The organism is Shewanella gelidimarina, from assembly GCF_023283945.1.
Lineage (GTDB): Bacteria > Pseudomonadota > Gammaproteobacteria > Enterobacterales > Shewanellaceae > Shewanella > Shewanella gelidimarina.
This window is the reverse complement of record NZ_JAKIKW010000008.1, coordinates 132011-155410: the sequence shown is the minus strand read 5'-3', so window position 1 is coordinate 155410 and position 23400 is coordinate 132011. Positions and strand designations below refer to the sequence as shown.

At 44.1% G+C, this 23400-nt stretch carries 14 protein-coding genes; 9 read left to right on the top strand and 5 right to left on the bottom strand.

The window, feature by feature from the left end; all coding sequences use genetic code 11:
- Positions 1-49: 49 nt before the first annotated feature.
- From L2729_RS09340 to L2729_RS09300, 9 genes are all read left to right on the top strand, one after another.
- Entirely contained in the window at positions 50-1981 is a 1932-nt protein-coding gene (locus tag L2729_RS09340) for a transglycosylase SLT domain-containing protein (RefSeq protein WP_248988033.1), read from the top strand.
- 642 nt (positions 1982-2623) lie between these two features.
- Positions 2624-3358, top strand: coding sequence for an EAL domain-containing protein (locus L2729_RS09335; protein ID WP_248988032.1), 735 nt, complete (start codon positions 2624-2626; stop codon positions 3356-3358).
- 239 nt (positions 3359-3597) lie between these two features.
- Positions 3598-4506 carry an AAA family ATPase gene (locus tag L2729_RS09330; RefSeq protein WP_248988031.1) on the top strand — a complete coding sequence of 303 codons (909 nt, stop codon included), beginning with the start codon at positions 3598-3600 and terminating at the stop codon, positions 4504-4506.
- Between the two features lie 20 nt (positions 4507-4526).
- The gene (locus L2729_RS09325) at positions 4527-5522 is read left to right on the top strand and encodes a DUF58 domain-containing protein (RefSeq protein ID WP_248988030.1); all 996 of its coding nucleotides are present in this window, start codon (positions 4527-4529) and stop codon (positions 5520-5522) included.
- Between the two features lie 61 nt (positions 5523-5583).
- A complete protein-coding gene (locus L2729_RS09320; RefSeq protein ID WP_248988029.1) occupies positions 5584-7623 on the top strand; it encodes a transglutaminase TgpA family protein in 2040 nt (679 codons plus the stop codon).
- 59 nt (positions 7624-7682) lie between these two features.
- A complete protein-coding gene (gene recC / locus L2729_RS09315; RefSeq protein WP_248988028.1) occupies positions 7683-11381 on the top strand; it encodes an exodeoxyribonuclease V subunit gamma in 3699 nt (1232 codons plus the stop codon).
- 1 nt (position 11382) lies between these two features.
- Positions 11383-15066 (top strand): exodeoxyribonuclease V subunit beta, encoded by a 3684-nt coding sequence (gene recB / locus L2729_RS09310; protein WP_248988027.1) that lies wholly within the window; start codon positions 11383-11385, stop codon positions 15064-15066.
- The gene (gene recD, locus L2729_RS09305) at positions 15066-17057 is read left to right on the top strand and encodes an exodeoxyribonuclease V subunit alpha (RefSeq protein WP_248988026.1); all 1992 of its coding nucleotides are present in this window, start codon (positions 15066-15068) and stop codon (positions 17055-17057) included. Before recB ends, recD begins: the two co-directional genes overlap by 1 nt.
- Positions 17058-17270: 213 nt before the next feature.
- On the top strand, positions 17271-18272 hold the full coding sequence (locus L2729_RS09300) for a D-alanine--D-alanine ligase (RefSeq protein ID WP_248988025.1): 1002 nt from the start codon (positions 17271-17273) through the stop codon (positions 18270-18272).
- A 632-nt stretch (positions 18273-18904) separates the two neighbouring features.
- On the opposite strand, the gene L2729_RS09295 is transcribed toward L2729_RS09300, so the two are convergent.
- Genes L2729_RS09295 through L2729_RS09275 form a run of 5 tightly spaced genes read right to left on the bottom strand, consistent with a single transcriptional unit; the run spans position 18905 to position 22910 of the window.
- The gene (locus L2729_RS09295; protein ID WP_142870697.1) at positions 18905-19033 is read right to left on the bottom strand and encodes a TIGR02808 family protein; all 129 of its coding nucleotides are present in this window, start codon (positions 19031-19033) and stop codon (positions 18905-18907) included.
- A 9-nt stretch (positions 19034-19042) separates the two neighbouring features.
- A complete protein-coding gene (locus L2729_RS09290; protein WP_101090993.1) occupies positions 19043-19633 on the bottom strand; it encodes a NapC/NirT family cytochrome c in 591 nt (196 codons plus the stop codon).
- A 20-nt stretch (positions 19634-19653) separates the two neighbouring features.
- Positions 19654-20109 carry a nitrate reductase cytochrome c-type subunit gene (locus L2729_RS09285; protein WP_248988024.1) on the bottom strand — a complete coding sequence of 152 codons (456 nt, stop codon included), beginning with the start codon at positions 20107-20109 and terminating at the stop codon, positions 19654-19656.
- A 9-nt stretch (positions 20110-20118) separates the two neighbouring features.
- Positions 20119-22608 (bottom strand): nitrate reductase catalytic subunit NapA, encoded by a 2490-nt coding sequence (gene napA, locus L2729_RS09280; protein ID WP_248988023.1) that lies wholly within the window; start codon positions 22606-22608, stop codon positions 20119-20121.
- Complete coding sequence (locus tag L2729_RS09275; protein WP_248988022.1) at positions 22605-22910, bottom strand: chaperone NapD; 306 nt, start codon at positions 22908-22910, stop codon at positions 22605-22607. The genes napA and L2729_RS09275 overlap by 4 nt, the downstream gene beginning before the upstream one ends.
- Positions 22911-23400 lie beyond the last annotated feature (490 nt).

Below are 23400 nucleotides of genomic sequence, written 5' to 3'. Positions count from 1 at the left end.
ATAAAGAAACATATCTGGCAATAGGGACATTGAAAGAGGATTTAAGCAGATGCACAAGCAGTTACGAGGCATTTTATTCGCGGTTATAACGTTCATTTCCTACCCCATTTCTGCTGCTCAGGCCTTAACGCCTCAGCAGCAAATTTACTTAGATGCCAAACAAGCGCTCGATAAACAAAAGCTAAATACTTATCAAGAATTACGCGATAAATTAGCAGATTACCCTTTGGCTATCTATCTCGATTTTAACAAAAATATCGAGTCGATATTAAAACAACCCGGTAGCAAAGCAGCAAACTCTTTTCTCCAATTTGACGGTAGTCCTTTATATAACACTGCTCGCTCTCGATATTTAACCCGCAGCGGCAAACAAAAACGCTGGAATGACTTTCTGGCTGTTAGCCCCGAAAGACCCAACAACATCTCATTGCAATGCTATTTTTATCGTGCCCAATTACAAAAAGGCGACAAGCAGCAAGCCTACAAAGGTGCAAGCGAGCTTTGGCTTTATGGCCGTTCACGTCCAAAAGAGTGCGACCCACTGTTTAAGGAGTGGAAAAAAGCAGGTTTTCAGACTCAAGAGATGATTTGGTCAAGAATGCTGCTCAGTTTTAAACAGGGTCAATACGGCCTATTAAGCTACCTATCAAGAAAAGTCACCAGTAATAAGCAAGCCGCTGAGCGCCTAGTGAGTGTCTATAAAGATCCTCGTAGCCTTCGTCACACCTCCAGATTTAGTGGGAAAGCCAAGATAAACTCGACAATTGTAGATTTTGGTCTGCGACGTTTAGCAAAAAAAGATTTAAAGCAAGCGGTTAAATTATATGCTAAATATCAAAAAGCAGATCGTTTTAGCGATTATAAAGGACGCCAACTGAGCCGTTATCTGGTCCGTAGAGCCTTAATTTACCAGACTGAAGAGCTAAAGAGTTTTGTCGATACTATGTTACCGCTGCTTGATAGTGACGATTTAATTGAGATGCGACTGCGTTGGGCACTAAGAACAAATGAACGCACTCAATTTGAACAATTTGTCCCTTTACTCAGTAAGGAAAAACAAAATACCGCTCGCTGGACATATTGGCGCGCAAATATTTTGCTCAATAGTGACGCTAAGCAAAATCAACAAAAGGCTCAAAAACTATTATCATCACTGAGCCAACAGCGTAATTTTTACGGCTTTTTAGCGGCGAATGCCATTAAGGTCCCCTTTCAGGTACAACATCAACCGACGCTTAGTGTCTTAGAACGTCAAAGCCAAATTTTTACAGATAAAGGGCTAGCGCGTGTAACGGAACTGTTAGCATTAGACAAACAATCAGATGCCCGTGCTGAATGGGTTATGTTATTAAGTCGATATGATAAAGCCATGCAAAAAGAGTATGCGGTCTATGCTATTTCGCAACAATGGCACAGCCTAGGTGTGCAAGCGAGCATCCAAGCTAAATTATGGAACGATATGGATATGCGCTTCCCTTATGCGGCTCAATCTTCGTTTACCAATGCCAGTAAAAAGTATCACGTAGATATTGATGAAATACGCGCCATAGCAAGGCGTGAAAGCGCTTATTACCCCAATGCTACCTCAGGTGTCGGCGCTAGAGGTTACATGCAGCTCATGCCAAATACAGCCAAACAGACCGCAAAAAAAGCCAAGCTAAACTACCGCGGGACGCGTAGCCTTTACGATGAGAAACTTAATATTGCCTTGGGCAGTGCCTACTATTCAGGTTTACTTAAACAGTTCGATAATAATAGAGTTCTAGCCACTGCATCCTATAATGCAGGTCCACACAGGATTAAGGGGTGGCTTAAAAAGAGCGACGCGCAGCTCGATGCTGTGAGTTTTATTGAATCTATCCCGTTCACTGAAACAAGAGAATACGTACAAGCCGTGTTAAGTTATCGAATTATCTATCAAGTAAAGCAAGGTAAAATACCCGAATTACTTTCTAAAGATGAACTCAATTTTGAGTACTAAAGAATACATACCTAGAGTTAATCGCAGCTAAGCTGCTTCCATTTAGGCACCGGCATTTAATTACTGCAATTTAAGCACTGGCACTTTTGCGTCCGCATCAAAAAAGTTAACGGCTGGCTCCTACATATCTTTCTAAGCGTATTACCGTTCTCATGAGAGCCCTTACATAGGGCTCTGATCCATCAAAGTGTTGCAAACCAATCCTTGAACAAGCCTATACTTTTTAGGGGCTGTTGATCTTTCGAGCTTAGTTTTTGTTCGATTCTTTACCGTAAGGAATAATGGTTTTAGTACGAGGCTTGAGCGATGATGCTTAGCTGGCTAAGCGGAAAACTCGTAACGCATTCTAGTCATAAAAGACTAAAAGTATTGAAACGAACCCTAAGGGCCGCGCTTCTTGGCTATTTTTACTGTGTTGTAGGCTATTTGTAGAGAATGACTAAACGACATAGCCTCCGCCTTGTCAAAATAGCCAATAAACTGCGGCAAAAAACAACCGTGAAAGATCTACAGCCCTAGTCTAATCACTCATAAGTGTCTATAAATAAGCCACTTAAATATTATTTACATTCTGTTCAACTCAATACATGATAGTGTTAACAATTATCATTTCACATGGAAGCGCTACGATTGGAAAGAACTATGTTTCAGCTCACTGGCCTACATTTAAGTGCAGAGTTTCAACCTCTGTTAAATCCTCACACCAATGAGATCTACGGTTATGAAGCGCTTTCACGTTTTTATAACCAAGACGGCATACCAATAGCACCCAATATTGTGTTTGAAGAATTACACGCTCATCATGAGTTACTCAGCAGTGTTGAAATGGCGGCGAAATCTTTCCAGTTTAAACATGCACCTAAAGAGGGTGTACTCTTCGTCAATATTGACCCTCATGCGGTTGAATTTAATACTCCTGACATGCTGTCTTTGCTTAGACAGCAGCACAATATCTGCGTTGAGATAATTGAGAATACCTGTATAAATGATGCACACCTAGCCGCAAGTTTTATCAAACAATTGTTGAAATATGATATTCCCGTCGGTTTAGATGACGTTGGTGCCCCCCACTCCATGCTTTCAATCGATTTAGTAAGCCAAGTTAGCTGCCTGAAATTTGATAAATACTGGCTAGAAACCGCTAAAGATCCTCAGTATCACCATCTCATTACCGCGCTATTAAGTTTTGCAAAAAAAACCAATAAACTCACCGTTCTAGAAGGTATTGAAACTGAGGAACAACTATTATTTGCCCAGCAGATTGGCGTTGATTTAGTACAAGGATTCCTGTTTAAACCACTGTTCATTTCAGCGGATAGAAAAGAGTTACTGGCACCCTTGATAAAGTCATCTCAGCGACAACCAGTCATTAGTTAACCCTAGAACTGGCATTCTATGGCTAATATGCCTAGTGACGATAAGCCAAGTCATAATTAACTGCCGAACCAGTTATCATTTAACAAAAAACCAAGCTAACACGCTTTTAATTGGCCTAGTCCAAATAATAGAGTGGAAAGCAAGAGGATTTTCCACCATAGTCATTAATAAGCTTAATTCTCCAGCGAGCAACAGCTTCAGCACTTTATTATTGACATCTAACTGAGTAAAGGACGCTCATGACTAATGAAAATATTGCGATTCTATTAGCCCAATTAGATCAGGTCTTACTCGGTAAAAATCACCAGATAAAACTCGCGTTGTGCTGCATCTTAGCCAGAGGGCACCTATTGATCGAAGACCTACCTGGTATGGGCAAAACCAGCCTATCTCACGCGCTAGCGCAAAGTCTTAGCCTCAGTTATCAAAGGATCCAGTTTACCAGTGACATGTTGCCAGCCGATATCCTCGGGGTGACCATTTTCGACAAGCAACAAACAAAATTTATCTTTCACCCTGGTCCCATTTTTAAACAGATGATCCTTGCCGATGAAATCAACCGTGCCAGCCCCAAAACCCAAAGTTCTTTGCTAGAGGCGATGGCGGAGAAACAGATCACCGTCGATGGTGAGACATACCCTTTACCCGCACCATTTTTTGTTATTGCAACGCAAAACCCCAGCGATCAATCAGGCACCTTTCCACTGCCAGAATCTCAGCTTGACCGCTTTATGATGCGCTTATCTATTGGCTATCCCGATCCCAGTTCTGAATTCGCTATGTTAAAGAACCAACAAGATGACAACGCAGTAGCGTTACCACAATGCTTAAATGCGATGGACTTGCAAGCATTACAAGAAAACGTCAGTAACGTCAGCGCCTCAGATTCACTGCTAAAGTATATTCTAGCTTTAGTGAATACCTCACGAAATCAATCAGAAGGCATAGGTTTATCACCAAGAGCAAGTAAAGCAATTTTACAAGCCGCTAAAGCCTGGGCCTTAATCAGTGGCCGCCAGTATGTTGTTCCCGAAGATGTACAAGTTATATTCCCTTATGTTGCCGAGCATAGAATTAGACAAAATGCCCAACAACAAGGTCAGGTGATGTCAGCAGCGATATTGAGCCAAGTAAACCCCATTCTTTAATCACGCTGTTAAAGGGATTTATGATATTAACTTTTGCCGCCATTAAACGTCAGATAAAGTTTCGATTAGATAGCTGGTTATCTCGGCGTATACCAGCGGCTAAATCAGTCACCTTAAGCCACAAAAGTATTTTTATACTGCCCACGGGTTTCGGTTTTGCTTGGATTTGTCTGTTTATTATTCTGTTTCTCTTCGGCACCAACTATCAAAACAACCTGGTAATGGGGTTAAGCTTTTTACTATTAAGCATGTTTAATACGTGTATCATCTACAGCTACCAGAATCTCGCAGGGCTTACCCTTTCCAGTACTCAGTCATCCACTCATTCTTTTGCAGGTCAACCTAGTTACATCCCTATTTTGTTGTCATCTAAAAGCAGTGCATTTGAGATCCAACTCAATTTCAATGGCCAACCTCTGGAAATTGCTAACAAAGTGGTTGCTCAATCGCTCCCTAGCCGACTCACGGTGCTGCAACCTTTGCGCGGCCTATTGAGGCCAGGCCGACTAAAAGTCGAATCACGCTACCCTCTAGGACTCTGCCGAGCCTGGTCTCATGTTGATTTGGACATAAAACAGGTTATTTTTGCTAAACCCATAAGCGGGCAAGACACACTCGCCTACAATCTCGGCGCACGCGATGATCAATTACAAAGCGGTAAATTCATTGCCGGAATTGATGAATTTAAAGGACTGAAACAATACGTAAAGGGCGAGTCACTTAAGCAAGTGGCTTGGAAACAATGGGCTCAAGGCCGAGGCATGTTAACTAAGGAGTTTCAGCAACCACAAGGGGCCCCAATGTGGCTAACCTTTGACTTAACCGCCAGCAACCCAGAACTCAGCTTAAGTAAACTGGCATGGCAAACCGAACAATTGACGAATAAACAACAAATATTCGGCCTCAAAATGGGTTCCAATACCATCGCCCCCGCTAAAGGTGAACAGCACAGAATAAAAGTGCAAACCCAACTGGCGCTATTTCCTAAAAAATACCCAGCGTATCGCGATGATTAAATTAAGCCGTAATAAAAAAGTAAAATTTACCGCGCTGAGGAGTATCTCGAGGCACACATTGATGTGGCTGCTGATCACTAACATCGCCATATTATCGCCTCTTTACCAGCAAGTAACAGTATGGTCATTAGCTATTTGCACTATATGTATTATTTGGCGGGTAGGTATTTATCTCGGCAAAGTAGCTAAGCCTCCAAAGTGGTTGGTGACGACTTTAGCTTTTGCCTCAGCGATGACACTGGCAATGGTGGCCAACAAGATTGGTGTGCTCACTGCGCTTATCAATTTATTAATCTTAGGTTACGCCCTTAAGTACATTGAGATGCGCAATCGAAGAGATGTACAAGTTGTTGTGCTTGCTGGATACTTTTTAATCGCCTTAACCTTTATTCAGCAACAAAGCCTGTGGTCAACATTGCAGTTGCTTGTTGTCACCTTCATTAATACCTGTGTGTTAATTAGCCTTTATCACGACGAAAATAACTTTAAACACGCCGCTAAACTCGGCGCGAAAATCCTATTACAAAGTGTTCCGCTAGCGATCATTCTGTTTGTTATTCTGCCGCGCCTTCCTCCACTGTGGATGGTACCGCCCCAGGGCGGCGCCAAAACAGGCCTGTCTAATACCGTCAGTTTCGCCAATATCACAGAGCTCACTCGCTCTGCAGAATTGGCTTTTAGAGCCACCTTTAGTGACAATACTTTACTCCAAAATTCAGCGCTTTACTGGCGAGCTATCGTGATGGAGGATTACGATGGCACCCAGTGGTTACAAAACCCAAGCATTATCACTGCCGAACGCGGGCTCACAAACCCCAAAAGCAGTAATACCGCTGGGTTACAGCGCTTCGCACCCGTTAGCAATAATGTACTTAACTCCGCCAAAGCACTCTCCTATTCAGTCATAGCTCAACCAAGCTCACAGCATTGGCTGTTTGGTTTAGATCGGGCCACCAGCCAAGATCACGGCATCAATATGTTGGCTGATTTTCGTTTGTACGCCTCCAAGCCAATTGATCAACAAAGGCTTTACAATGTCACCTCTTACCCAAACCAACCGTTAGAGCCGAGCCTGTCTCCAGCTTTGAGAGCGGTCAATTTAAGCTTGCCTAACAACAGTAATCCGCGCACCACACGTTTAGCCATGCAGTTTGCAGCTCAATACCCCAAAGAAACCGATCGGCTTGATGCCATGATGCGTTACTTTACCCAGCAGCCTTATTACTACACCCTGCGGCCTCCTGCGGTAGGCAAACAGCAAATCGATAATTTTTTACTGGATAACAAAGCCGGTTTTTGTGTGCATTACGCCAGTGCTTTTGCCTTTATGGCTAGAGCATCAGGTATTCCTGCCAGATTGGTCAGCGGCTATCAAGGCGGCGAATATAACTCGGCTGCAGGTTATTACAGTGTTTATCAATATATGGCCCATGCATGGGTTGAGGTATGGCTACCCGCTCGCGGCTGGGTTCGCTTTGATCCCACCGCCATGATAGCCCCCGAAAGAATTGAAGCTGGCTTTGACGCGTTTTTCGATCCACAGGAGAGCTATTTAGCCGACAGTCCTTTCGGTTACATGAGCTACCGCACGAGCGAAATGTTTAACCAATTGCGTATGCAATTTGCCAGTGTTGATTACTTTTGGAGCGTATGGGTGCTGGGATTTAACACTGACAAACAGCAACGTGTTTTAGAAGAGGTATTAGGTGAAGTCACTCGCATCAAGCTGGCGATGTTTATCATCGTCAGTTTAGGTGTGATAGGGCTATCTATCGCCTATAGCGCAGGGTTGATACAATTTCATCGTTCAAAAGACCGACATCTTAATGCCTATTATGCGGTGTGTAAGCTACTTAGAAAGCGAAACTTACCCAGAGACTACAACGAAGGGCCGCTGGATTATAACCAACGAGTTGCAGCAGCCTTCCCCAGCATCGCCAAGGATTTTGACAAGCTTACTCGCTACTACATTGCCATTAAATACCAGAATATTGGAAATAAGCCACAAAAGAAGCTTTCTCGATTACTTATCAAACAATCAAGGTGGCTAAAAATCATAATCATCAAACAGAGATTGGCACTTAATAAAACAAACACATAGAATGGATAAATTCGAGAAATGATCCGCTTAAACTAGCGCATTTTTGTCAAAGGAACGTCATGCTATACCTAGTCCAATCCAATCAGATGGAAGCCTTGTCGCAATTATTGGCAGCAGAGCTAACCACGCCGCTACCAGACACCCCATTACTGATGCCAGAACACATATTGGTGCAAAGTCCAGGCATGTCGACGTGGTTACGACTAGAGATAGCGCGGCAAAATAACATCGCTGCCGCACTTGAATTTCCACTGCCATCGAGTTTCATTTGGCAACTTTGCCATACCTTGCTCGATGATGTTCCAAAAGAAAATGCTTTCACCAAAGCTGCTATGACGTGGAAGTTAATGGAACTACTGCCGTCACTTATCGACCAAGATGACTTTACGCCCTTAGCTAACTATTTAAATAACGGTAACCATCACGTTAAACAGAGCGCCGATATATCTGCAGCGCCAACAGATAGCACAGATCACAGTACGGTGGAGAGTACAGCGCCCAGTCCGCTTAAGCTTTACCAGCTTTGTGGGCAAATTGCGGATATCTTTGACCAATACCTCGTTTATCGTCCCGATTGGATAGCGGCATGGGAAGCCAATGAACCCACCCTTCCCCCTAAAGGTGAGAAGCTGAGTGATGCACAAGCATGGCAGCCGATATTATGGCGGGCGCTCATTGAATTTAACGCCAATACCTTGCAAAAAAGCCAATATCATCGTGCCAATTTACATCAAGCGCTATTCGACGCATTAGATGATCCGCAGACCTCAATGGATACGCTTCCGAGGCGTTTATTTGTCTTTGGGATCTCTTCAATGGCGCCACAAACATTGGATGTACTCCATTATCTCGCCAAGCGTATCGACGTTATCATGCTTAGCCTTAGCCCTTGCCAGCACTATTGGGGTGACATTGTTGACCCAAGACTCAGAGCACGCATGGCGCTGCAATATGCCAACAAAAATAAACTCGATATTGAATGGGAAGATAAACTAGAAGTCGGTAACCCACTGTTGGCCAATAACGGCAAGATGGGTCGAGAATTGTTAGACCTTATGCTGGAATTGCCTGAAGAGCATACTGCATTCAACTTAGACTGTTATCAAGATCCAGGCGTAGACTGCATGCTACATGGCGTACAGCATGATATTTTGGAGCTTAGCACTCGAGGACAGGTTTTAGGTCCTGATGCCTCGCTATATTTGAATTTAGAAGGTAGAAGGCTGTTACAACAAGACGATCATTCTATTACCATCCGCAGCTGCCACAGCCCGCTGCGCGAGGTTGAAACCTTGCATGATCATCTGCTGGAAATGTTATCCAAATCAAAAGATGCTAATGGAAAACCATTAGCGCCCAAAGACATCGTCATTATGATGCCCGATGTCGCCGCATACGCGCCTTATATCGACGCGGTGTTTAGCGCCAAAAAAGGCAGTCACTACATCCCTTACGCCATTGCTGATCGCGGTGCAGTGCAAGAATCACCGCTCATTGCGAGCTTTTTACATCTGCTCAATATCAATCAAAGCCGCTTCGGGCTGACCGATATTCTCAGCATTTTAGAGGTTCCTAGCGTATTGAGGCGTTTTGAACTAGATGATGATGCTTTAACCATTATCAAGCGGTGGTTAGAGCAAGCTGGCGTACGCTGGGGCCGTGACGAAACCAGCCGTGTGGAACATCAGCTACCCGCTTTTGAACAAAATGCATGGTCACTGGGAATAAAACGCCTTATTTTGGGTTATAGCTTTGCCGATGACGCCCCTCTTTATCAGCAAACACTCACGGTGAATGGCATTGAAGGACAGACAGCCCAAGCGTTAGGCAAGTTACTCGATTTTATTGAAGCGCTCGATGATGTGCATAGCGCACTCGCCAAAAGCTGCCATTTAGCCGAGCGTATCGCTCAACTAGAACAATTATTAAATGCATTCTACCTCGTTGACGATGATGAACAGGTTCAGTTGCAAGAAATTCGCGATGCCATCGTTAAACTTGATGAAGAGTTAACCGAATCAGGGCACAGTACGCCGCTGCCCATAGAAGTACTGCAAAACTGGTTTAACTGCCGATTATCTGAGTCGCGCGTCGGTCAGCGCTACCTTGCTGGCAGTGTCAATTTTTGTACCTTGATGCCAATGCGCTCTATCCCTTTTAAGGTGGTGTGTTTACTCGGTATGAACGACGGGATCTATCCACGGGTGCAGCATCCTGTCGGGTTTGATTTGGTAGCGCAAATGGGACCCCGTAAAGGTGACCGTTCCCGCCGCTTGGACGATAGATATCTTTTCTTGGAAGCCATACTGTCTGCAAGAGAGCAGCTTTATATCAGTTACATTGGTAATAGTGAGCGAGATGATTCCGAGCGGATCCCCTCGATGTTAGTCTCAGAACTGGTGGAATATTGTCAATTAGTCTATCTACCCCAGGCGTTATCATCGATTGAATTGCACACCGATAACAATGGTGACAATCAAGCGGCGGCCAAACGGGTTGAACAGATAGAACAGGCCATTGAGCAACAGCTGATCTGTAAACAGCCGCTACAACCTTTTGATGAACGCCTCTACCGCGACTACCAAGACGCAGGTTTGCTTCCCGTGCAACAAAGTTATAGCGCTCAGTGGTGCCCCGTCCCAATGGCACAAGATAACGCTGTCGATATAGCAACCAGCGCTAACGGCTTTATTAACTTAAGCAACCCACTATTGAGTGCCGCTGAGCCTTTAAGTGATGAAGTTGAAGAGATTGAGCTTTCTGCGTTGATCCGATTTTTCCGTAATCCCGCCCAGTATTTTTTCAATCGCACCTTAAAAGTAGATTTAGCCATTAATATCCGTGCCGATGATAACGATGAGCCCTTTAGTTTAAACGCATTAGAGCGCTATAAGCTGCAGGCGACGTTAATCAATCATGCAATAGACAATCAAACTGAAACACCCGATGAAGTGTTACTTGAACGTTTAAAAGCACAAGGCAATATCCCGCTGAAACCGTTTGATGACTTGCTATTGGGACAGTACCTGCACGATATAACGCCGCTCATAGGTCGCAGCTTATATCTAAAAGGTGAGTCTAGTCAGTCTGTTGATATTGCCATTGAATTGAGCCCTAAAACGAATTTAGGCGATGGGGCTATCGCCAATGAATGGGCAAGTAGAACCCTTAATCTGGTGGGTCGAATCGATGATCTATGTGCCAAAGGTCTGGTCAACTATCGACCCGGCACGGCCAATGGCAGAGATCTAGTGCGGGTGTATTTACGCCACCTTTGCCTGTGCGCGATGCAAGGTAAAACCGATGTGTCACGCTTAAACCAGCCCATTAATAGCTACTTACTTGATATTGGCCATTTTCATGTATTTGCGCCAATCACCGCCGAGCAAGCAACGAGCCAATTAGGTCAATGGCTCGGCTACTTTAAGCAAGGTCAACTACAACCGTTAATGTTTATGCCACGCACCGCATTGGCTTATGTTGAGGCTGAGGGCGATCACTTTCAAAAATTACGTGAAGCACAATCGCAATGGCTCGATGAGCAGAGTCAGCTTGGTGAAGGTATGGAACCGCATTTTCAGCGTTTGTATCAATTCCCTGATGATTTTACCGAACCGTGTTTTGGCAACACTGCACACACCTTATTGTTGCCACTGCTGAGCTTATATCACAAGGGTAGGTTAAGTGAGCTAACCACCTACGTAGAAGCTGGGGCCAAAGTCGCTACCTCGCCGACCGCTGCTGCCGAGGAAGGATAATATGAACCCGCTTGAAAACAAGACAAATGTCACTGAGCCACTCGATACCCTCACGCTCCCATTTGGTGGCAGCAGACTGATTGAAGCCAGCGCGGGCACGGGTAAGACCTACACCATTGCTGGCCTATATGTGCGCTTATTGCTCGGTCATGGTATTACCCATGCGCTTACTTGCGAGCAAATTCTAGTGGTCACCTTTACCAATGCCGCGACAGGTGAGCTAAGAGATCGTATCCGTAAAAAGATCCAATTGGCTTATCGATGCTTTATTGGATTAAGCGTTGATGATGTGCTGATCACTCAACTATATGTTGCGACGCCTGATAGCGATAAAGCGATTGCCCGAAAACGGTTAGATTTGGCGCTAAAATCGCTTGATGAAGCCGCGATCTATACCATTCATGGATTTTGCCAACGTATTTTGGCTGATATGGCATTTGAATCTTCATTGCTGTTTGAGTCCGAATTCACCTTAGATGATAGTGAATTTTTACACCATGCCGTACGCGATTTTTGGCGGGAGAAATGCTATCCACTCGACGAAAGCCTCGCTGCCGTGATCCAAAAAAAGTTTGCCAGCCCAGACGAATTATCGCGCCAACTGAGGCCACTTCTCGGGGCAAGTAGTGCGATAGCCCACCCCTTACCTGAGGCTTTTGAGAAAGTAGAAGCCAACTTATTACAAAGTTTAAGTCGCTTAAAACTCATTTGGCCAACGGAGCGAGCACAAACAGAAGCGCTGCTTCATGCTCTGCCACTCAGCGGTGTTCGATTCGGTAAAAAGGCCGATGCTTATCCAAAACTCGCCGTGATGCTTGATGCCCTTGATAACTGGGTCGCCTTCGGCACAGGCTTACCACCACAAAAGGTGCTCGAAGCACTTTCCCTTAATGGATTAAAATTAAATAAGGGCGGCGAGATCCCAAGTGCTGAACAAGCCCCCGTGCTTGCCCATATCGAAAGGCTCGCAGGCCTTATTACCGACCTTATACCCAGTTTTCTCTTCAGTGCCAGAGAGGGGATCGCGAAACGTTTTGCACAACAAAAATCAGAGCGTAACCTACTGACCCCAGACGACCTGTTGTTAACATTGGCGCGTGCATTAACCGCTTCGCAAGACCAGTTTCTTGCGACGTCAATTGCAAAACGTTTTCCCGTGGCGCTGATTGATGAGTTTCAAGATACCGATCCATTGCAATTTGATATATTCAGTCAAATCTATCAACCGTCGGCAGCGGTTAGCGCTCATCCTGATGCGCTTGTAGCTGAAACGGTAACAACACCGAATGGTCTTGAGTCCGCAGAGCCACAAGATGGCTTAAGTTTGCTGATGATTGGCGATCCAAAGCAAGCCATCTATGCTTTTCGCGGCGCCGATATTCACACCTATATTCATGCTAGAGAGCAAACTGAAAAGCACTATAATCTTGATACTAACTACCGCTCAAATAGACAGATGGTCGACGCCGTCAATTGTATTTTTGAGCATAGATACGATCCTTTTATTAGCGCATCAATCCCCTTTGAGCCCGTCAAAGCCGCAAGCTTTGCAGACACTAAAGTGCTGCAAGAGTCTAAGACGGACAAGAGCGCATTAAGGCTCAGAATTTTAAGTGAAGATCCTGAAAAGGGATTAAATAAAACCACGGCAAGACAACTGCTTGCTAGCGACGTTGCCGATGAGATCACCCGCCTGCTGATTGAAGCCCAGCAAGGCTTATGTGGCATTGGTAATGCCGCCTTAAAAGCAAAAGACATCGCCGTATTAGTCCGAGACCGACATGAAGCCAATGTGATAAAAAAAGCGCTCGAACAGCGACAAGTTGGCTCGGTATTCTTAAGCCGTGACAGCGTGTTTGACACTATTGAAGCCCGAGAGATGTTGCTTATATTGTACGCCATGGCCGATCCTAAAGATGAGCGAGCGCTACGAAGCGCCCTTGCGACCTCTTTATTGGGCTATAGCGCAGAAGAGATCCATGGCTTTAACCAAGATGAAGATAAGCGCCAAGTGCTACTTGAGCAATTCGCCGCGCTGCAGCAACAATGGCTTAAACGCGGCATCATGCCAGCACTGCTGAACCTTGCCGGCCAAGCAAAGCTTATCGAACGACTACTCTACAACAGTGAAGGTGAACGTCGCCTAACGGACTTTAGGCATCTTGGTGAACTACTGCAGCAAAAAGCGACCGAGCTTGATGGCATGAGCGCGTTAATCAACTGGTTTGAACAGGCGTTAATCGGTAATCAACCCAATGAAGAGTCACAGCTAAAGCTCGCGAGTGAGCAAAACCTAGTGCAAATTGTCACCATCCATAAAAGTAAGGGGCTTGAGTACCCGATCTGTTTTATTCCGTTTGTGAGCTTAAGTCGAGGTAGTAGTAAGAGGCCTGCGCCTATGCTCTATCACGAGCACAATAAACTGGTATGGGATATCGAACAATCGGATGAGGGTTGGGACAGACAAAAACGGGAAACCTTAGCCGAAGATCTACGCTTACTTTATGTTGCACTAACAAGACCAGTACTTAAATGTTATTTGTACATCGCCAACCATAGTCGCTTAACAAAAAGCAAAGGCATGACCAGCCAGCTCAACGAAACTGCCATCGGTTATCTTCTTGGTATTGAGGATAAAATATGCGAGTACAGTGAGTTGCAAAGCAAAGCTCAGTTACTTGCTCAAAAAGACCCGCTAGCCATTAGTCTGACTGAAATGACCGCGGCAGGTTCGACTCCTTTTGAAGAGGCGTATTTACAGCTTCCAAGCAACACTGACGTGCAAGTAGAACTTGCGCCAAAGGTGCTTAAACGTCCACTTCAAACACCTTGGCGTGTTGGAAGTTACTCAGGACTGGTTAAACACCTTGCCCATGAAAAAGTGCTCCCTGGCGCCGATGATGAACAGTTTCCCGAGGTCGACATCATCATTGATGAAGTTGACACTGAAGCCTCTCGTTTCAGTTTTGAGCGCGGCGCTAATGCAGGTAGTTTTATGCATTTAGTACTGGAGCTGATTGATTTCACCCAAGCAAGTTCAGGTCTAGATGAACAGTTACCCAATGCCATGAGTAAATATGGTATTGATGAGCAATGGACTGAGGTGTTAAAAGACTGGTATATGGATCTGCTCCATGCGCCTCTGGCAACCGATGATTCATTATCTCTTGCGCAGCTAACAAACCAGCAAAAATTAGTTGAAATGGAGTTTTACCTACCTATAACCCAACTTAATGCCAATAAACTTAACCAGTTACTTATCGACTTTGGTTATAGCGGTGGCCTAGTATTCGATGATTTACAAGGCATGCTTAAGGGCTTTATCGATTTAACCTTTGAGCATAATCAGCAGTACTTTATTGCTGATTATAAGTCTAACCATTTGGGTGATAGCCTCAATATTTACCACTACAACAATATGAAACAAGCTATTCGTAGCCATCGATACGATCTGCAATACATCATCTATACCTTAGCCTTACACCGATATTTAGGACTCAGAATGACCCACTATGATTACGACCAACATATTGGTGGTTGTTTTTATCTGTTCTTAAGAGGGATGTCAGTGAGTGAACCTCAATCAGGTGTATTTTATGACAAACCACCCAAAGAGCTGATTGAAAAGCTTGATGTGTTATTTGGCAAGACTCAACGGCAATCAATACCTGTAGAGGCTAACTAATGTTGACCATTTCACGTCCAATAGAAACCTTATTAAAAGAGTGGCAAAGCGAGCGATTATTAACCTCTCTTGATCGACATTTTGCGCTACAAATGGCGCAGCTACATCCAGATCCATCGCCACTTATTGTACTCATTTACGCCCTACTGAGTCAGAACTTATCGAGCCAACATACCTGCTTACCACTGAGCCAGATTGACTTAGCTAACCCTGTAAAAGAGAAAAGCAGTCAATGTCAGATTAACATAAGTGTTGCAGAGTTAACTGAAGAACTCCTTCGTTGTGCAGCCGTCGGCACACCAGGAGACAGTGACTTAAAACCACTCATTTTAGACAGTGGTAATCTTTACTTGCAGCGTTATTACCACTTTGAGTGTGAAGTTGCCGAGCACTTAACTCGGCTGTCCCATACTCCCGCTCTGGATGACTCATCGGATAAAGCGCAGTTAACCCAAGCCAAGGCATTACTCGATGATCTCTTTCCACAAAATGGGCAACGCTACGATTGGCAGAAAATATCAACTGCAACCGCATTAACCAAAAAGCTAGCGGTGATCACTGGTGGCCCGGGTACAGGTAAAACAACCACAGTGACTAAGTTATTGTATCTGTTAACCTCACAACAAGAGCTTACCATCCGCCTTGTTGCCCCAACGGGTAAGGCCGCTGCGCGCTTAAGTGAATCGATTAAAGCCTCAAAACAGCGACTTACGAATGATTTACAACATTTACCTGCCGATGAATTGAAGTTAAATATGGCGCGCATTCCTGAAGGCGCTGCCACCCTACATCGATTACTCGGGGTTATCCCTAACTCGCATCAATTCAGACACCATAAAGATAATCCGTTAAGACTCGATCTACTGATTATTGATGAAGCTTCAATGGTTGATCTTCCGATGATGCATAAGTTACTCACCGCCTTACCGGCCAACGCAAGCCTCATCCTGTTGGGCGATCAAGACCAATTAGCCTCCGTCGAGGCTGGCGCCGTGCTGGCAGATATCTGTAGTGGCCTAAAAATGAAGTCAGCAGAGGGTAATACTGGCTGGCAGATGCGCTATTCACCGCCTCAAGCAGCGCGATTAAGTCATTTAACCGGTTACCCGTTGAATAACTTGATCAGCGATGATCCACAAATTGGCGACAGCCTCTGTATGCTCATGCACAGCCATCGCTTTCAAGGTGATGCTGGTATTGGCCAACTGGCCAACGCGGTCAATCAAGCGGACCTGCCGTGCATTGCCAAGGTATGGCAGACAGGTTATCAAGAGTTGTTATGGATTGATCATCGTCATCTCAATAGTACGAACAAGATGGCCAATCAAGGTTTAGAGACCCTACTCGATCAATCTGTGACTCAATATGCCCCTTACCTTAATGCGATTGGCACACCGGGTGTGACAGCGGCACATATTATCGAACACTTTAATCAATACCGAATATTGTGTGCCATGCGCGCAGGTGAATACGGCGTTGATGGCATTAATCAAAGTGTCACTCGCAGTCTTGCTGACAAAGACCTCATCAACCCAGAACAAGAGTTTTACGCCGGCAGGCCGGTGATTATTCAAAGCAATGATTATAATCTTGGACTGTTTAACGGCGATATCGGGCTTATCTTGCCCGATGAAGCCAGTGATTCCAAACGATTGATGGCGCACTTTATTCAAGCTGATGGTGGGTTATTAAAGGTGCTTCCCGCTCGCTTACCGAGCCATGAAACCTGCTTTGCAATGACGGTGCATAAGAGTCAAGGCAGCGAATTTAGCCATGTATCTTTAGTCTTGCCAATAAAGCCCAGTCTGGCGCAACAACAACTGCTGTCAAAAGAGCTTGTCTATACCGCGATTACTCGTGCAAAGCATCACTTTACTTGTCTTGGCAGCCAACGTGTATTTGAGCAGGCCAGTTCGCGCTTAACCCAGCGTGCATCTGGGTTAGCACAGCGGCTTTGGAACCCTGTAGATAATCGGAATAGGCCTAATTGATTATAGAGAGCATAGTGACGACCTTGTTTAATCATCTTACGGGCGCTTTTAATCGAGGTATTTTGAAGTGCTTTGCCTAGAATACTGAACCAGCTCATTAACGTTGAATACAAAAACAGCAAATGGCAACGAAATCACCGCTAACAGTTGCAATAGTGAGTGATTCCGCCATAGTAAGTCTGCTAATTTTATCGAGTAACAAGTGGGGATTAAATGCTTACAACGAATGTTTTACTGCTATGTGGTGGCGGTGGTGATGAACATGCTATTTCACTATTATCAGCCAACTATTTTGAATCTTCGTTAGCAACATTGCCTCATTTTAATGTGCTTCGTGTTGAGCTAGATGCAAACGGTCATTATCGTACTTCAGCAGGCGAAAGCTGTGAGCTCAATAACCGTCGACAGATCCGTTTTGAAAATGAGCAAAAAGCCCCTTGGCATGTCGATTATGCAATTCCTTGTATTCATGGTTTTCCCGGAGAAACCGGTGATATTCAGTCATACTTTGAATTAATCAACCTTCCCTACTTTGGCTGTAAAGCTGAAGCTAGCCGCAACTGTTTTAATAAAATCACCGCTAAGATGTGGTTTAGTGCGTTAAATATCCCCAATACACCTTACTTGTTTTTAAGCGAACTATCGGAATTAACAGTAGCCCAAGCCACAGAAGCACTAAAACAATGGGGCAGTATATTTGTTAAAGCCGCATCACAGGGATCATCTGTAGGTTGCTACCGTGTTGACGATATCAGCGATGTAGAATCGACTTTAGCGCAAGCCTTTCACTTCTCAGATTATGTGGTTGTAGAAAAAACCATTAACGCTAGAGAGCTAGAAGTCGCAGTATATGAAATTAACGGCGACGTCATTGCGACCGTGCCGGGTGAAGTGATCTGTTCGAATAATAGTTTCTACACCTTCGATGAAAAATATGCAGCTAACAGCCAAGCCCAAACTCACATCGTCGCAGATATTCCAAGCGATGTTAGCAACTTAATCCGTAAATATGCCATCAGTGCCTTCAAGGGTATGAAGCTTAGACATTTATCTCGAATAGATTTTTTCTTAACTGATGAGGGTGAAATACTGTTAAATGAGATCAACACCTTCCCAGGCTTAACGCCCATTTCTATGTTTCCCAAGATGCTGCAAAATCATGGACATAGCTTCCCAGATTTTCTGTCGAGCAACATAGGGGTCATTAACTCATAGAGTGTAGGGGCTGTTGTACTTGAGCAGAACAATTGAATCAAGATACTGATATTTATTATTTTAAATTACTCGTGGGTCTCTGAGCGCATTACAGTTAAGTGAGTGTCACCCGATTTTATGCCCATTTTACTCAGTATTTGGCCCATTAAGAGCTCCTCAGACGGTTCAATTCAAGCCGCATTGGTGACAAACGGTTATTCGCTTTTAAGCCAATGCAAAGCAGAGATGGAAAGTCTGAGCCGCGTACAATGTGCAGCCAACGTTTAAAGCAAATGGCAATGCCCTATAAGCTTCGTTGTAGGCTTTTGATATACGACTTAATGGTCTATTTTGTTCCATAAAAAAGAGGACATTTCCACCTCCTTGGCGGTCAGATTCAAGAGGTAGAGTAATGCACGGAACAATTACCGAGGATGCCAGAGCCGAAAATAACGATTAGTTTCAAGCCCCATCTTACCTACAGGGCTTTGAATTCCCGCTGAATGATCAAACTTTTAATGCAACTGGTATAACATATTCTTTGCTATCCAATTTCTGTTATAAAAAAAGCCTGACTTAATTTAAGTCAGGCTTTTTAATTTTTGCTTAAGTCAGCACAGAAATATCTGACCTTCGCATCCTATTATTATGGCTTACTTGTCAGCAGTTTTGGACAAAATCCAAATAGAAGCAACAGCAACGACAGAAAAACCACCTAGTATAATGACCGGCATGGCGCTGTAGCCGAGGACATGCCATATAACATTTTCTAATGTACTCATAATGGCTCCTTATTGCCAACCTTCAACTTTGTGCATATCTGGTAGATTATGGGCGATACCTTTATGACAATCTACACAGGTGTTCTCACCACTGGCAAGTGCAGTAGAGTGCTGCCTTGCACTGCGAGGACTCTGCTCAGAGAAATCCATAAATTCAAAGTTATGACAGTTACGACACTCTAAAGAGTCGTTCTTTTTCATTCTTGCCCACTCCCTTTCGGCTAAATGAGCTCGACGCTCTTTGAACTTCTCAGGTGTGTTAATGGTTTCAGTAACAAAATAAGCAAACAGCTCTTTAGAAGCCTGAACCTTACGCACGATTTTATCCGTCCACGCATGGGGTACATGACAATCTGAACAGATAGCACGAACACCAGAGCGGTTAGCGTAGTGAATAGTTTCTTTAATTTCTGCCACAATTGGTGCATGACATCCAGAACAAAACTCTTCAGTGTTTGTCGCTTCCATACCCGTGTTAAATGCACCCCAGAACATGAGTCCACCAGCAAAGCCCATAAACAGAACGATACCTACCGCAGCTTTACTAGGCCGCCTCAATATGCCCCAGAAGCCTTTTAAGGCGTTAATAATCCATTTCATATTATTACCTGCCTATTTTGTTATTGCAGTGATTTAACACGTTCGAAGGAGTTACCCACTAACGGTTTCGCATCTGCTTGTGTCACGTGGCACTGCAAACAAAAATATCGTCTAGGAGAAACATCAGCTAATACTTCATCGTTTCGACTGACAAAGTGAGTCACACTGATTTTAGTGGCTCCCATCTGCTTAGCTTTATTCCAGCTATGGCATGACAAACACTTGTTAGCATTCAATGAGATTTCATAGTGTCGAATGTGATGTGGTATGAGTGGTGGCTGAAAGACATAACTACTTTCAATATCCACCTGATCTCTTGGTACTTTCTTCATCGGATCCGCGGTTCTAGTTGTTTCCAATTCCGTGTTACCGCGCAAGGACTCAACCCCACCGATCCCACGGTCTTGGCTAACTGCAAAACCACTGATCAGGGTTAAGGTAATACTCAACGTGATTAAAATTGATTTTTTCATCATAACCCTGCCTTAAGCTATTTTAGTAATTTTAACAGGACACTTTTTATAGTCTGTCTGTTTAGATAGCGGATCGGTTGCATCTAGAATAAGTTTATTAATTAAGATACGAGCATCGAAGAATGGGACAAATACCAAGCCTTTTGGTGGACGGTTACGCCCTCTAGTCTCGACACGTACACGAATATCACCGCGTTTGTTACTCATTAACACTTCATCACCACGGCGTACACCATGAGACTTAGCATCATCTGGATGCATGTAACAAAGTCCATCAGGGACGGCTTTATAAAGTTCAGGTACACGACGTGTCATGGTCCCTGTATGCCAATGTTCAAGTACACGACCAGTACATAGCCACAGAGGAAACTCTTCATCTGGAGACTCTGGTGGTGCCTCGTAAGGTGCAGAGATTATCCATGCTTTGCCATCTGGCTTACCATAGAATTCGAATCCTTTACCTTTACCGACATAAGGATCATCACCTTCTCTGAAACGCCACTTAGTCTCTTTACCGTCCACAACAGGCCAACGCAGACCGCGCTCCTGGTGATAGCGATCGTATGGAGCTAGATCGTGACCATGGCCACGGCCAAAGCTTGCATACTCTTCAAATAGGCCTTTCTGGATGTAGTAACCTTGGTCTTGTGCATCATCATTAAGCTCCTGCGCTTCTGATAATGGATATTTGTTCACTTGGCCATTTTCAAATAGCACTTCATACATGTTCTTTCCACGTACTTCAGGCATCTTGGCAATAAGCTCTTCTGACCACACTTCTTCAATTTTGAAGCGTTTTGAAAACTCCAGTAGCTGCCATAGGTCAGACTTAGAGTCACCCGGTGCTTTCACTTGCTGATACCAAACCTGAGTACGACGCTCAGCGTTACCGTAAGCGCCCTCTTTTTCTACCCACATTGAAGTCGGTAAAATCAGATCTGCCGCTTGCGCTGTTACTGTTGGATAAGGATCAGAACAAACAATAAAGTTTTCAGGGTTACGGAAACCAGGTAAACGCTCTTGGTTTATATTGGGACCGGCCTGCATATTGTTATTACACATTGTCCAATAAGCATTAAGCACGCCATCATTCAATTTACGGTCTTGCTGTACTGCATGGAAACCCGGCTTAGGTGGGATAGTGCCTTCAGGAATTTTCCATAAATGCTCAGCACGTTTACGGTGCTCAGGATTAGCAACAACCATGTCTGCTGGTAATCGATGTGAGAATGTACCCACTTCACGCGCGGTACCACATGCAGAAGGTTGACCGGTTAGTGAGAACGGGCCATTACCAGGAGTCGAGATTTTACCCACTAGCAAATGGATGTTATAAACCAGCGAGTTCATCCATACGCCACGAGTATGTTGGTTCATACCCATAGTCCAAAGTGACATCACCTTAATCTTTGGGTCGGCAAACTGTTTGGCAAGAGTAATCAATTGTTCTTCATTCAGACCCGTCATCTCAACCGCTTTTTCAAGGGTATAAGGTGCTACTGATTTTTTGTATTCTTCGAAATCAATAGAGTGGATCTTGCCGCTATTCGGATTAGCTGCTGCTTTTTGTAGAGGATTATCATCACGTAAACCGTAACCAATATCTGTAGTCGCTTGCTTGAAATGGGTATGCTTGTTAACAAAATCCCAGTTGACCGCATCATTTTCAATGATGTAATTAGCGATGTAGTTAGCAATGACTAAATCAGTTTGTGGCTCAAAGATGTAGCCTTTGTCAGCGAGTTCAAATGAACGATGGTAGTAAGTCGATAACACGTTAACTTTAACATGGGGATGACTTAAACGGCGGTCAGTAATACGGCTCCATAAAATGGGATGCATCTCTGCCATATTTGAGCCCCATAAAACAAAGGCATCAGCATGTTCAAAGTCATCGTAACAACCCATTGGCTCATCAATACCAAAGCTACGCATAAAGCCACCTACAGCTGATGCCATACAGTGACGTGCGTTAGGATCGATGTTATTAGAACGGAAACCTGCTTTCATCATTTTAGAAGCAGCATATCCTTCCATAACGGTCCACTGACCAGAACCGAACATACCCACACTGGTTGGGCCCTTTGCTTTTAATGCAGACTTCCATTTCTCAGCCATTATATCAAAGGCTTGATCCCAACTAACAGGTGCGAAGTCGCCGTCTTTATCAAATTTGCCATCAGTTTGGCGCAATAATGGCTGAGTTAAACGATCTGAGCCGTACATGATTTTTGATAAGAAGTAGCCTTTAATACAGTTAAGGCCTTTATTGACTGGTGATTCTGGATCACCCTGAGTCGCGACGACTTTACCTTCCTGAGTACCAACAAGCACTGAACAACCGGTGCCACAGAAACGACATGGGGCTTTGTCCCAATGGATCTTTGACTCGTCACTTGCTGCGATTAAATTTGTTGCTGTGGCTGGAAGAGTAATACCTGCAAGCGCAGCAGCTGACGCTGCTGCATTGGCTTTGATAAACTCACGTCTAGTCATTTTCATACTTGTTCCTCGCTAACACACTCTTTATTATAAGGGGGTAAACTGGTGGAGTCGGGATCACTATCTATTTGGTGATAGACCATGGTTGCGCCAAGCACACCGGGCATATTATTAATTTTCTCAATAATGTCGCTTATAAAACCTTCTTTTTGTGTTTCTAACACTACGACGATTTTACCAACGTCATTAACACCATAAATTTCGGCTTCTTCAAAATCTTCTATCAGCTTTTTCGTTGTATTTAAATGCTCAGGGCTAACTTGTACAAGTAAGCTTGAGATATGTACCTCAGGTAACGACATGGGTGCGTTCCTTATCTATCTGAGTAATAAAGCTGAAATGATATTATCTGGTTAGCTTCATTAAGCTAACCCTCATCCATTACAGTCGTGTCTTGCTATTGTTTCTTCGTCATGTTGTCCATTTACAAAAATACATCGGTATTGGCGCTACACGCTAACTATGCACTGGATGCTATTTTGTATTTATGCTTTCCCAGCGATCATCAGCAATGGTTGGTAGGTTGCTGCAATAAAATATTGTGCGGTTAGATACCAATAACGAGCGACTTAAACAACGATAATCCAAAACAGAATGACAGTCTTATTTGAGCGTGAATTAACACGCATTTAACTTAGTGCAGATAATAACAGCTCTCTATCTAGTTGTTACATACCTACTTTTGGTAAAGCCAACCGCAGGTTGATCTAGATCATCTTTTTTTCATGAAAAACAACTAGATCACCCTTCCTAATCAGCTGGATAGATTAAGATCTAAGTAAAACAGCCCTC